The 13,455-nt window shown below is 39.1% G+C and carries 13 protein-coding genes and 1 pseudogene; 1 reads left to right on the forward strand and 13 read right to left on the reverse strand.

What is annotated here, in order from left to right; all coding sequences use genetic code 11:
* Window positions 1-49 precede the first annotated feature (49 nt).
* The 9 genes from deoD to qoxA all read right to left on the reverse strand — a co-directional run bounded on the left by deoD (window position 50) and on the right by qoxA (window position 8,595).
* Window positions 50-754 (reverse strand): purine-nucleoside phosphorylase, encoded by a 705-nt coding sequence (deoD, locus tag ACFWE9_RS07535; protein ID WP_057912766.1) that lies wholly within the window; start codon window positions 752-754, stop codon window positions 50-52.
* 246 nt (window positions 755-1,000) lie between these two features.
* Window positions 1,001-1,171: a YozD family protein gene (locus ACFWE9_RS07540; RefSeq protein WP_064505166.1), complete on the reverse strand. Its 171-nt coding sequence runs from the start codon at window positions 1,169-1,171 to the stop codon at window positions 1,001-1,003.
* A 166-nt stretch (window positions 1,172-1,337) separates the two neighbouring features.
* Window positions 1,338-2,045, reverse strand: coding sequence for a hypothetical protein (locus tag ACFWE9_RS07545; RefSeq protein WP_230160347.1), 708 nt, complete (start codon window positions 2,043-2,045; stop codon window positions 1,338-1,340).
* A 186-nt stretch (window positions 2,046-2,231) separates the two neighbouring features.
* Complete coding sequence (locus ACFWE9_RS07550; RefSeq protein ID WP_377356273.1) at window positions 2,232-3,998, reverse strand: ATP-binding protein; 1,767 nt, start codon at window positions 3,996-3,998, stop codon at window positions 2,232-2,234.
* Between the two features lie 29 nt (window positions 3,999-4,027).
* Window positions 4,028-4,255 (reverse strand): YozE family protein, encoded by a 228-nt coding sequence (locus ACFWE9_RS07555; RefSeq protein WP_230160343.1) that lies wholly within the window; start codon window positions 4,253-4,255, stop codon window positions 4,028-4,030.
* Between the two features lie 509 nt (window positions 4,256-4,764).
* The gene (qoxD, locus tag ACFWE9_RS07560) at window positions 4,765-5,052 is read right to left on the reverse strand and encodes a cytochrome aa3 quinol oxidase subunit IV (protein WP_230160341.1); all 288 of its coding nucleotides are present in this window, start codon (window positions 5,050-5,052) and stop codon (window positions 4,765-4,767) included.
* Window positions 5,053-5,054: 2 nt separating this feature from the next.
* Window positions 5,055-5,651: a cytochrome aa3 quinol oxidase subunit III gene (gene qoxC, locus ACFWE9_RS07565; RefSeq protein WP_230160339.1), complete on the reverse strand. Its 597-nt coding sequence runs from the start codon at window positions 5,649-5,651 to the stop codon at window positions 5,055-5,057.
* Entirely contained in the window at window positions 5,642-7,600 is a 1,959-nt protein-coding gene (gene qoxB / locus ACFWE9_RS07570) for a cytochrome aa3 quinol oxidase subunit I (protein ID WP_230160337.1), read from the reverse strand. The genes qoxC and qoxB overlap by 10 nt, the downstream gene beginning before the upstream one ends.
* Window positions 7,601-7,650: 50 nt before the next feature.
* The gene (gene qoxA, locus ACFWE9_RS07575) at window positions 7,651-8,595 is read right to left on the reverse strand and encodes a cytochrome aa3 quinol oxidase subunit II (protein WP_230160416.1); all 945 of its coding nucleotides are present in this window, start codon (window positions 8,593-8,595) and stop codon (window positions 7,651-7,653) included.
* Window positions 8,596-8,788: 193 nt separating this feature from the next.
* Here qoxA and ACFWE9_RS07580 point away from each other — a divergent pair.
* Window positions 8,789-8,962 (forward strand): annotated as a pseudogene (locus tag ACFWE9_RS07580) (amino acid permease); the annotation flags it as partial.
* A gap of 324 nt (window positions 8,963-9,286) precedes the next feature.
* Here ACFWE9_RS07580 and ACFWE9_RS07585 read toward each other — a convergent pair.
* The 4 genes from ACFWE9_RS07585 to ablB all read right to left on the reverse strand — a co-directional run bounded on the left by ACFWE9_RS07585 (window position 9,287) and on the right by ablB (window position 13,413).
* The gene (locus ACFWE9_RS07585; RefSeq protein ID WP_377356276.1) at window positions 9,287-9,568 is read right to left on the reverse strand and encodes a YokU family protein; all 282 of its coding nucleotides are present in this window, start codon (window positions 9,566-9,568) and stop codon (window positions 9,287-9,289) included.
* Between the two features lies 1 nt (window position 9,569).
* A complete protein-coding gene (kamA, locus tag ACFWE9_RS07590) occupies window positions 9,570-10,973 on the reverse strand; it encodes a lysine 2,3-aminomutase (protein ID WP_230160333.1) in 1,404 nt (467 codons plus the stop codon).
* A gap of 121 nt (window positions 10,974-11,094) precedes the next feature.
* Window positions 11,095-12,480: a sigma-54 interaction domain-containing protein gene (locus ACFWE9_RS07595; RefSeq protein ID WP_377356278.1), complete on the reverse strand. Its 1,386-nt coding sequence runs from the start codon at window positions 12,478-12,480 to the stop codon at window positions 11,095-11,097.
* A gap of 84 nt (window positions 12,481-12,564) precedes the next feature.
* The gene (gene ablB / locus ACFWE9_RS07600) at window positions 12,565-13,413 is read right to left on the reverse strand and encodes a putative beta-lysine N-acetyltransferase (RefSeq protein ID WP_377356280.1); all 849 of its coding nucleotides are present in this window, start codon (window positions 13,411-13,413) and stop codon (window positions 12,565-12,567) included.
* Between the last annotated feature and the right edge of the window lie 42 nt (window positions 13,414-13,455).

Below are 13,455 nucleotides of genomic sequence, written 5' to 3' on the forward strand. Positions count from 1 at the left end.
TACAGCATCACTTATTACATGGTCACCCGCCTGTCATTACATCCAATTATCAGTCTTGTATAGCTGCTTCCAATGCCACTTCAACCATTTCGTTAAAAGTTGACTGACGCTCTTCAGAACTCGTTTCCTCACCAGTTAAAATGTGATCGGAAATGGTTAATACAGATAAAGCTTGGCGTCCAAATTTAGCAGCAAGCGTGTATAAAGCCGCTGATTCCATTTCTATCGCAAGTATCTGGTATTTTGCCCATTTTTCCAATTCACTATTATCGTTATAAAACTGATCGGCCGTAAACACATTGCCGACCTTTAATTGCAAGCCCTTAGCCGTGCCCGCGTCATAAGCTTTTCTAAGCAAATCGAAATCCGCAGTCGGGGCAAAGTCCACTCCACCGAATGTCATGCGGTTCATTTGTGAATCGGTTGAAGCACTCATTGCCAGGATTACATCCCTGACTTTTACATCTTTTTGAATGGCTCCGGCAGTACCAACTCGAATCAGCTTCTGGACATTATAACTATTCATCAATTCATTCACGTAGATGGAAATGGATGGTACACCCATGCCTGTACCTTGGACAGAAATCCGTTTACCTTTATATGTACCTGTATATCCAAACATGTTACGTACTTCATTGTAAAGTTTAGCATCCTCTAAAAATGTTTCAGCAATATATTTTGCACGCAATGGGTCTCCAGGAAGTAAGACCGTTTCAGCAATTTCATTTTCTTTAGCACCAATATGTACGCTCATACAACTACGTCCTCCTTAACTTGTGGGTGAAATGATATTCACAAACTACTATACCATATCAACCACAAGTTAGGAAAATTGAACATTATCCAAGAGCCCCTTAAAGAAAAGTAAACGCAGACATCATGAAAAGGATTGTGGCACCCTTCCTATTAAACCGCAAACAAAACGGCGGTGGTCCGCCGTCTTTTTTAAAAGATTTTTTTAATTTAAGGGTAAGGAAGCTGCTAACCGTCTAATGACAGGTTACTCATCGACTTCTTCATCAATTATGCATTTTTCAAGAAGATATTCGAATGTGATGTCAGCAAGATCTTCAACTTCAGCTTCTGTTGGAAGATAGCCCCGTCTTATCAATTCTTGAAAAAAGAATTCCGCTATCTCTTCTGTATCAATAAAAACCTCAATTTCTCGCAAATCATCGCCCCCTTAATTAAAGGTGTATGAATGACTAGAGACAAATATTCCAGTTGCATTCCATAATGAAAAATCATATGAATTGCCTTCATGTATTAAGGACCATTCCTGACCATTTTGAATGAAAGCTTTTTCAAGGAATATCGCCCCTAATCATGGAAACCTTTCACTTCGTTTGCTTCTTTTTATGATCTGGATAAATTTCCTCTGCCGCTTTTTCAATTTTTGCAAGGGCAATCTTCATGATATGACGATATTCATCATCGCCAAAATGCTCATAGAGCTTACAGTAATCATTGTATAAATCCAAAAGTCCATCAATCATTTCCTTTTTTTCATTTTTTGTCATTGTCATTTCTCGCTCACCTTTACCAGGGTTGTTTTGTTTAGCAATGATAGCAAGCTCATTATTCTTTTTAGAAAGGAGCAGCCCTAATTTTCGAATAATCCCATCTGCACGTTTAGCATCGGCTATTAAAGTCAGTTCTTCTTCATGCGCTTCAAGCCATTCACTGTCTGAGATTCGTGATAACTCATAGATTACATCCTCCCAGGCATTTTCCTTATAGCGCCAAATTTCCGTTCGATAGCCGATAATCTTGAAATAATCATGTTCATATCCATCTACCTGGACTAAGTCACCTAATAAATATTTATATTCAATATCGATTTGTTCCTTTTGATAAAGGATTTCTCCTTCATATTCATTTATCGATTGCAATGTTTTTTCAATATAAAGGCCTTCACTATAGTTCACTTCATACACATAAGCACCATCGAGAAATTTTACATCGGTTATATTCCCGACTGTCCCATACATTGTTATTACGACTGTATCGCCTATTTTAAATTTCGGCTGTTTTTTTTTGCCCATAAGAGACATCCCCCAATATGGTCCTTATCGTTTGATTAGTAAATTATATGCACAAACAAACATAGAGGTTAATGGAAATGAGAGGGCATTTTGCTCATTTAGATAATAACTTGCCACCCTTTAATACGGGGCAGGTTCCAATAATGAAAAACCTGTTACCTTTTCTTGCGACGACCAAAAACCGCCTCATTTAATGAGACGGTTCGTAGTAGGGATAACGAGGGTCACTTTCGTTCCTTCGCTGTAGGTGCTTTCAATTTGGAATTTCCCTTTCAATTCCTCCATGATCTGGATGCAGGTCGCTACACCTAAGCCGTTTCCATCAGGCTTAGTGGTATAAAAGGGCATGCCGATATTTTTTAAGTTCTCGGGACTGATACCTTTTCCATCATCTCTGATCATTAAATTGACATATTGTGAAACGGCAGTCATTCGCAGTTCTATCTGCCCATTTCCATCGATGGCTTCACAAGAATTATTCAAGACATTCAAGAGAACCTGCCGTAACCGGTTTTTGTCGGAATAAACAAAGACGGATTGTGACAATCCATTAATTAACTTTACATGAGAACTCGGAGTTGAAGAGGTATAGGTATCTATAATTTCATCAATAAGATCTTTCAAATCCAGTTTTTCCCATTCGAGTTGATGAGGTTTTGCCAAATCCAAGAGTTGTGTCACGAATACATTGACCCGATCCACTTCATCAAGCATGACATCACTATATTTTTCTATTAATGTTTTATCATGGTCCTGGCTCTTCAATAGTTGGAAAAAACCCTTTATTGTCGTCAGTGGGTTCCTGATTTCATGGGCAACCCCGGCAGCAAGCTGACCAACATATTTTAATTTTTCAGTTCGGACGATTTCCTTTTCGCGATCTTCAATCGTTTCCATCATTCTTACAAAGGCAAGGTGCAATTTTTCCATTTCTTCGAAGCTACTCTTATCGGAAACGACGAATTCTTTCCCTTCAATGAAATCCTCTGTCGCCACCACTAGATCCTGAACAGGCCTCACAAGAGTCCTAGTAAGTAAATAGACAGCCAGAATAATAGAAACAAATACGATACTGTAGATTATCAGATAACGTGTTAAAAGGTCATGCAAAGGCTGAAACACCTGTTTCTTATCTGCACCCACAACTACAAACCATTTATTCTCCGTTTGCGCTATCGTATGGACAGGCTGAATGGAATATATTTTTTCTCCATTCTCTGCACTGTACAATTCATCAGATATCGAAGCTTCCATCAGTTTCTCTTTTGTTAGTCCCATTTCCTCCAAGGCCGAATCCTTTAATACACCATGCGGGTCTTTTTTTGATATCATGATGCCTTCTTGGTTAATCATGAAAAAGTTCACTGGATACTTATCGCTAATTTCATTAGCCTTTTTCTCCATCATCTCCCAAAGCCTTTCCAAACGGAAAGCTGGCGAGACGACACCGATCATTTCTCCTGTGACATCATGTACCGGTGCACTTACAGCTATAAAGGGTTCTGTGTAAGCTTTGGTTTTATTTACGTCAGAAAGGAACTCATGACCTTCCAAGGCCTCTTTAAACCATATCCTATTCGCGAATCGATCTCCAATCATTTTATTGGAGGTATCAACAATTACATTCCCTTCCAAATCCAAGTACAATATCCCGTAATAATTTCCTTTTGCATCGATGAACTTTTTTAGTTCAACGGACTTCTCTTCTTTTGATGAGTCAGGATTGATGACTACCGAATTTGCACTCATTAGCTTCACATCACTGATCCGTTCGTTCAAATAGTTATATGTTTCATTGACAATATTCAATGAGCCTGCATTCAAGGCATTTCTTGCTTCCTTTTCAAGCAAGGATCGTTGTGATCCATATGAAATGATACCCAATATGAGAACAGGTACACTGGCTATAAGCAAAGAATAAAGCAAAATTCGGGTTTGAAGGCTCTTAAACATCCTTCCGATCCTCCCTATTCCTGATTTCCCTAAAGAAGTCCTTCTTCTATTTGGACATATTGCTCCCAAGCATGATCAAACACAGACATACTTTCGAGATAGTCTGCATTCAATTCTAAATAACTGCTCACTTCATTATAATCAGTCGATTGCTTTGGGAAGCCATGGTCCTGATAGGCATAATTGGCAAATTTAGTGATGGCGTCAATTTCCTTCGGTTGTCGAAACTTCATTAAATATAAATAAAATGGTCTCATATTGTCGAGCCCCCTTAAAAATAACTATGATTTCTGCTTTAATATATCGGAAACTTTCCCTTCCGTCCACTTTTTTAAAATCAATATGAGAATCTTCTTCCTCCTGTTCATAGACCATCAACGATTTTTCATCAGGAGAGGCAATCGATATATATCGTCCTGTAATATAGATATAGTTCTCAATCCATATTGCTTCCATTTTTTATAGACGGGAAATCTTTTTTAGCTTTTAAAAGTGCTTAGTACTTCAATTGATGGAGAAAGAGTTCTTTTTGATCCAGCAGACTCCAATCTTACTTTAAATTCCCATTTTGCGAATGGGAAAAACCCCTACATGGACGATGGCATAAGTCGTTTCCATCGTTCCAGTTAAATGAGGGGTTTTATTTATTCAAACATATATGGAAAAGTAGCCTTTCCCTACGCTAAAAGTCAAAATAGTACGTTTCAGCAACAATTTCATGTTCATTAACTCCATGTACTTTGTCTGTTTTGCAAGCTGTTTCATATCAATAACTCCAACCCCAGATCATACATAGTATTGTACCGAAGACAGTAATTAGAGCTAGGAATATAGCGCCATATAGAGTCATAAAAATTGATTTGCTATCATCAGTTTCACGAGCATGCATAAACACAACTAGTTGAACAGCTGCTTGTATGAATGCTGTCAATATAAAAATCGTCATGCCTGTTGCTTTTGACATATTGAAGAAGTAAACCAAAAGAGCTACAACCGTCAAAATCAATGAAAATACAAAACCCCATACTTGTTTAGCCGGGAATAATTCCTTCATGTTTATGTCATTCCTTTCATGTAGATAAAGGTGAAGATGAAGATCCAAACGATATCTAAGAAATGCCAGTAAAGAGAGAAAATGAAGGATTTATTGGCTGTTTCAGGTGTCAACCCGCGTTTTTTCACTTGAAGGATAATAAATAACCCCCAGAAAAGTCCTAATGTAACATGTGCTCCATGTGTCCCTAATGTTGTAAAGAGCATTGATGTAAATCCACTAGTTTGCAGTGTAGCTCCTTCGCGATAATAGGTAATGAACTCAGTAATTTCAAATCCTAAGAATCCTAATCCAAGAAGGAGAGTGATTATGAAGAATGTCAACATGGCTTTCTTGTTGCCAAGTCGCATGGCATGAATTCCAAGCCCGATGACAAAACTGCTTGTTAAGAGCAAGAATGTTTCAGCAAGTACTGGAGTGATTTCAAAAATTTCTGCTCCAGTAGGACCGTTACCGGTACGATCTACTAATGTAAAATAAGATGCAAAGAGTGTTGCAAAAAGCATAATTTCGGCTCCAAGGAAAATCCAGAAGCCTAAAATATTTAGACGATTTTGTTCCGTACTATATTCAAGAGGTTGCGAGTGATCTATTTCCATTTATTAACACCCCCGAATTTTGCTTCTGTCGCTTTAATTTCTTCTACAGAAATGTAATGCCCATGATCTATTTCGAATGAACGATGAGCCATGCAAACAAAGATACCGATTAACCCAATAATCGCAAGAAACCATATGCTGAATACTAACGCAAATCCAAAGACAAAGAAGATACAGGACATGATAAACGGTCCGCCGCTGTTATTGGGCATATGAATTTTTTCATAGTCACCCTTGAATAATTCATGACCTTTATATTTAGCATCCCAAAACGTTTCCCTTGAGTTCACTTGTGGAATAATAGCAAAGTTATATTCTGGTACTGGATTATGAGTAGCCCATTCAAGGGAACGTGCATCCCACGGATCATCACCAACAACATCTCTCGGAGCATGGCGAATGCTATAGTAAATCGTATACACGATTAATACAAAGCTGATTGCCATTAAAGCTGCCCCGATAAACGAAATCATATTCAATGGTCCAAATCCACTCGATTCAGAGTATGTGTATATACGACGTGCTTGACCATCTAAACCAGTGATATACATAGGGAAGAATGCTAAGCAAAAACCAATGGTTAGAAACCAGAACGCCCATTTCCCAATCCTTTCATTCAACATGAAACCAAACATTTTCGGCCAGTAGTAAGTTCCGGCACCAAGCACAGCAAATACTACACCCGGAATAATGACATTGTGGAAATGAGCTACTAAAAACATTGTATTATGGTATTGATAATCCGCCGCTGACATCGCAAGCATAACCCCGGTAACTCCACCGATTGTGAAGAGAGGTATGAAACCTATTGAATAAAGCATAGGTACGGTAAATCTGATTCTACCTTTCCACATCGTGAACAACCAGTTAAAGATCTTGATTCCAGTCGGAATAGCAATTACCATCGTTGTAATCGAGAAAATACTATTAACATATGCTGCTTGCCCCATTGTAAAGAAATGGTGCGTCCAAACGAAGAATGAATATATAGAGATAAATACCATTGAAGCAACCATTGATCGATAGCCATATAGGTTACGTCGTGAAAAGGTTGGGATAATCTCACTAAAAAGACCAAATGCAGGCAAGATTAAGATGTATACTTCAGGATGTCCCCAAACCCAGAACAGGTTAGCCCAAAGCATATCCATACCGCCATCAGTCATTGTGAAAAACTTGGTTGCGAATAGTCGATCCATTGTTCCCATGATCAGCGCCACTGTTAATACAGGGAATGCGAAAATGATAATAATGCTTGTGACTAAAGCAGACCATGTAAACATTGGCATTTTCATTAATGTCATACCGGGTGCTCTCATTTTAAGAATAGTCGTCAAAAAATTAATCCCCGTCATTAATGTACCTATTCCGGCTATCTGAATACCAATCATATAATAATTCGTTCCAACATGCGGGCTAAATTCATTACCTGCAAGCGGGAAATAAGATGACCACCCTGCATCAGGCGAACCACCAATTACAAAAGAGATGTTGAATAGCATCGCACCCATAAAAAATAACCAGAAACTTATGGCATTTAGACGTGGGAATGCTACATCTCGGGCTCCAATTTGTAATGGCACTACGAAATTCATTAAGGCCATAATGTACGGCATCGCCATAAAGAGGATCATCACAACCCCATGTGTTGAAAAAATTTCATTATAGTGCTGTGAATCTAATAATTTATTATCCGGTACGGCAAGTTGCGCACGCATCATCACAGCATCTACCCCACCACGAAAAAGCATCAACAAAGCAGATATTAAATACATAATACCTATTCTTTTATGATCGACTGTTGTTAGCCAGCCACTCCATAAATAAAACCATTTTTTAAAGTGGGTTAAACCAAAAATGATCAAGAGAACAGTAACACCAATGGCAACCATTGATGAGTATATGACGGGACTAGGATTAGGTATAAGAAATCTAGAGAAAAAACCCATACTTTTGTGTTTCCTTTCTGAACATATTTTTCTTGAGATAGACTAATAAATTATTCATGATTGTGTCCTGATTTTTCTTTACTATTACTTGACTTATGATCATGCTTCATATGTTCACCTTTTGAATTCGCGTTAGAGTCACTTGAGCCATGATGATGTCCAGCATTTTCACCTTCTGGAGCTGGTGAGAAGTCTAAATGCGTTCCAGTAAACGTTAACTGTCCCTCATGACCCGGTTTTAATAATTCATTGAATCTTACTTCAGTAATAGGTTTCGCAGTTTCTTTAACTTCCTTTACCCATTCATCAAACTTATCTTGTGAGATCGCTTCGACGTGGAACGTATTTTCAGCGAATCCTTTCCCACTAAAGTTTGCATTTCGTCCCATCATTTCCCCTGATTCGTCCGCTGCTAAGTGTAATGTGGTCACCATGTTAGACATGGCATATTTTTGACCGCCAAGTTGTGGAATCCAGAAACTCGTGATAGGCCCGAATGAATAAAGTTTAAATTCAAGTGGTCTATTTGTTGGAATATACAAGTAGTTTACTGTCTCGATATCGTTTTCTGGATAACTAAAATGCCACTTCCAGTCAGATGACGAAGCGTAAATAACTAATGGATCTTGACCTTTGTACCCTTCCGGAGTGGCTTCCACTTTATTGTTGGAAATTACAGAAACAACGGAGAAGAAAATGACGATTAAAATTGGCACCCCAACAATAATCGTTTCAACAACATGATTCCCTTCAATGTAGGGTGGTTCATAATCTTTAGGTAGTTTAGAGTCACGGTATTTCGTTAACACAAAGACTAAAATAGCACAAACAACTATAACAATAACCGCCATGATCGCAATTGATAGCCAAATCACATTGGCTTGCGTTTGGGCTTGTGGTCCTTTAGGATCTAAGACCGCTAATGATTCACAGCCAGAAAGCACATTGACTATGGTAGTAGAAAGAATAGCTAATAAAACCCATTTTATTTTCATATATGTATCCTTTCTTTTAAGATTCATTTCTAAGTTATCCCAAAAAATGTTTATTAAGAATGGTAATTTCTCACAATCACATTTATAGGCGGGATGAGTATGTATGAATTTATTTGGGGAATGTTCAGAGAAACAGGTAATCTAAATACCTACTTGCTTTGAAAAGGAATTTGTATATGTGAGGAGATACTGCATGGATTTTTTTATGCCTAGTGGGCAAAGTAAGGGGAGTGAAGATGAAAATTTAAAATGGTGGCAGTTGTCCTTAATAGGGTTTGGCTGCACGATTGGTACTGGATTTTTTCTTGGGTCGGCCATTGGTATAAAAATAACAGGCCCTTCAATTGTCCTTTCCTTTACGATAGCCCCAGGGATCTGAATTTTGTTCAATTGGTCTTTCACAATTACTTCTGCTCTTCGTATTTTGAAAATAAAAATTAGTTGTTTTAACAGTGCTTTTTCATCTACCCTAATACCCATTGAAGAAATTTCAAAAAACCTCTCCAAAAGAGGCTTCCAAAATAATATATCTCAATTTACCGCTTGCTTCCTTCAGAATTCCGCGTCTCCAGGGAAAGCAACCGCTAATAATGCCTTCACTGTTCGAGATGCGCACCCTATAGACCGCACCGCCGGGCGCACAGAAAAACCTCACCACAAAAAGTAGATGAGGCAACTTCTAATTATTTTGTTATTTCCCAAAATCAAAATAATTCCGCTTTAACAACCGTTTCATCTTCAATAACTCGTCATACGTCGTCTGTTTCCCTAACTGTTTCGTATCAATTAAAAACAGCTGGTCTTCAATCTCTTTAGTCGTTTCATCACTCTGAAATAGCGCATGGCAATTACCACAATAGAACGATGGCGTTTTATCAATTTCAACCGCTCTCGATCCATCTGGCAACTCCCAAAACACTGTATCAGTTACCGATTGTAATGTTCCTACCTCACACCATGGACACGTCTCCACTCTATTCATCTCCCTTTGGAGTGCTCTTTTTTTGCTGTGCCTGAAATTTCTTTTCTTTTAACAGATCTCTCTTTTCACGTTGGTTTTTCAATGTAGCATGCTCTGGGTTGGTCACGTATTTTTCCCGTCGATTCATTCGCTTTAGTCCTTCAGGCACTAAATTGAATTGCTTGTCGTTCATTAAACCGGAAACACCTATATCTGACCGTTTTTTTTCCATATCAGGATATACCCCTTTAAAATAATCATCTGCAAGTCCAGGAGTATAATGCTCTGGTTCAGGATATGTTGTAATCACACCTTCAAAATTGCGGAGCACCGTTTTGGTTGGGGATTGTGAGAGGATATAATTCGGCTGCAGTGTAATTTTCCCTCCCCCTCCTGGAGCATCGACGACAAATGTAGGAACGGCATACCCTGATGTATGTCCGCGGAGTCCCTCTATGATTTCAATCCCTTTTGATATGGGAGCCCTGAAATGACCGATGCCTTCCGAGAGATCGCACTGATAAATATAGTAAGGCCGGACTCGAATCTTGACAAGGTCATGCATCAGCTTTTTCATGATTGCGACACTGTCATTTATCCCTGCTAATATAACGGCCTGATTGCCAACCGGTACACCTGCATCAGCAAGCATCTCACATGCTTTCTTCGACTCTTCCGTAATTTCTATCGAGGTATTGAAGTGAGTATTCAACCAAATCGGATGATACTTTTTTAAAATGGTACATAAATTTTCCGTGATTCTTTGAGGAAAGACAACTGGGGCCCGCGTACCTATCCTGATTATTTCTACGTGAGGTATTTCCCTTAAGTTTTTAAGGATATATTCAAGGATCGTGTCATTAATCAATAATCCGTCCCCACCGGATATAAGGACATCCCGAACTGCTGGTGTATCACGTATATAGCCGATTGCAGCATCCAATTGTTTTTTTGGCACGCCCATCCCGATTTGTCCTGAAAAGCGTCTTCTCGTACAATAACGGCAGTACATGGAGCACTGATTCGTCACCAAAAAAAGGACTCGATCAGGGTATCGATGGGTCAGGCCCGGGACAGGGGAATCCTCATCTTCATGAAGGGGATCTTCCATGTCATATTTGGTTTTATGCATTTCTTCCGAGATGGGGACTGATTGCATTCTGATAGGACATCGTGGGTCATCTTTATTCATTAACGAAGCATAATATGGGGTGATATTCAATGGAATGGTTTTAGTGGAAATCCTTACGCCTTCCTCTTCATCCGGAGTCAGGTTAATTACTTTTTTCAAATCATCAACAGTTCGGATAGTATTCGTAAGCTGCCACAGCCAGTTGTTCCATTGTTCTTCGGTTACATCTTTCCATAGCTCTATATCTTTCCAATTGCGCTCTGGCTTATATAAGTCAAATAACATGGTAATACCTCCTGAGTTATGATAGTACTATTAAATGCAAGAAGGGTGCCAAAATGACCCAAAAATTCACTTGCCATAAAAAAATTCCGGACTGCAGACTGCAATCCGGATGTTTCTCCATTCAAATATGTTTTTTTATTTTATATTGCAGTGTCTGCCGTGGAATCTGCAATAGCTTCGATGCCTGAAATACATTTCCATTTGTTTGAAGAAGGGCTTCTGTAATCAATTTTGTTTCGATATCCATCATGGCCTCACGAAGCGGAAGTATTTTTTCTGATGAAGGGGAACGTTTTTTTAAGAACTGGGGCAAATCTTCAAGGTTCAAAACCTCCTTCTCCGTATGGTTCATCATGAATTCAATCGTATGCTTAAGCTCCCTTACATTTCCTGGCCAATGATATTTCTGAAAAAAAACCTTTGTCTTCTCATCCATTCCTTTAATGGACAGTCCTAATTCCCTGTTAAATATTGATATGAAATGGTCAGTAAGGAGCTCAATATCATCAGCACGCTCCCTTAGCGGAGGCAGCTCATAGCTCAATACATTTAATCGGTAAAATAAATCAGGCCTTAGCTTGTTTTCCGAGACAGCCTTTTTAGGATCTATATTCATTGCTGCCATGATCCTGACGTCCACCTGCACACTCTTAGCGCCGCCTATCCTCCTGATGAACCCTTCTTCAAGCACACGCAAAAGCTTGGCCTGCAAGTCAATCGGCATCGATTGCAATTCATCCAGAAACAACGTTCCCCCGTTAGCTAATTCAAATAATCCCTGACGTTCGACAGCACCGGTGTAACTGCCTTTAGCCGTACCGAATAATAGTGATTCCAACAAATTTTCCGGCAAAGCTGCACAATTTTGCGCGATGAATGGTTCTTTTCGGCGACTGGAATCCTGATGGATGCTTTGAACAAAAAGCTCTTTTCCTACACCGCTTTCACCATATACCAAAACCGCTGATAAGGAACGCGCAGCCTTTTTTCCGTGTGATATCAGACTTCTGAATGGAGTATCACTAGTTAAGATATCAGTGAACGAATACAATCCGCTTTTCCCAGCCACCTCTTTCTTTTCAGGACTTTTGATTGTCTTGAGCGAGCTTTCTAGATCAGCTAACCGTTCAGATAGTTGCTTTAGACGTGAATAATCCTTAGCAATTTCTATTGCACCTATCATAAACCCATCAACATATATGGGCAGCGTCGTATTTAGCGTCTCGATGATTCGCCCATGTGCATTTACATACGATTGGCTATAGTTGTAGATTGGTTTTTCGGTTTTAATGACACGGAGTAAGGTCGATGATTTGTGATTCAAAGAAGGGAAGGCTTCAAGCAACGGTTTCCCAAGTACCTCACTTCTTTTCATTCCATCATGATTGGCAGCCACTCCGTTATAAAAGATGGTCTGTCCCTTTGGATCAACCACATGAATGCCTTCATCAATGGTTTCTAATATTGCTTCCAATACTTTACTTGTATTAAAAAATTCACTTGGCAAAATATCCCTCCTCAAGTTGGTTCTTGCTAGATGTATATGAGGGAAATGCCGAAAACTTGTCATGAACCGCCTAAAATTGAGCAATCATGTATAATTTTTTACCCAAAGATTCATGTCCTCAAGCTTTTCGAAGATGTAACAATTATTGGCCAAACGTCCGCGATATGAATAACCATGCTGGTGCAATACAGCGTTCATGCCGAATGAGAGCGATCTTGCAATTGAATAGATACAATAAATTTCATGCGAAATTAGATAGTCTTCAAGCGCTGCAATCAAGTGCTTCATCAAACCGTACTGCCGATGTTCCGGCAATGTTGCACAATCAGTGATTTCCGCATTATGGTAAAAGCCATCAATTTCTGCTGAAGCCGCACTGACGATCTTACCATCATGGATAAAAATATAAAAAACCGTTCCATTTTCCATGCATTTTTGCACATATACCGGATCATTCATCGGAGTGGGATACACTTTGAATACCTTCCCATACAATTGTGCAAGCTGAGGTGCATCTGTAACTTCTGCCTTTCGACCTTGATAAGCTGGCGGCAAAACATCCAGTTCTGATTTTATCGGCAGATTCAGAACATCGGTGAGGAGCCGATCTTCCTTTTCCCATTCCTCACTGTTTCGCCTATCATTCCTAATATACTTAACAAGGAAGAAACAATCACTTCCCAAGAAGAATTTATCAATGCTTCCCTCATATAAGAAGCCCTGAGCAAGTAATTCCAGAACATTTTCTTTGCGTGTCTTGAAGATGATTTTCTCTGCTGATATGTCCTTGGCCGCCTTCAAAGATTCCTCTATGCATTCTTGAAAATGACCAAGATAATCTTCAACCCTGACCCGCTTATTAAAATGGTCGATCGTAATATGTATAGTGGACCGTGGCTTTTGAATTCTTCTTTCAATAATTCCCGTTTCCATTTGTTTCGCTCCTTTCCCATCGACGATTATTGTAGCAAAAGG

It is taken from the genome of Peribacillus sp. NPDC060253, assembly GCF_042727425.1.
In the GTDB taxonomy this organism is placed as follows: domain Bacteria; phylum Bacillota; class Bacilli; order Bacillales; family DSM-1321; genus Peribacillus.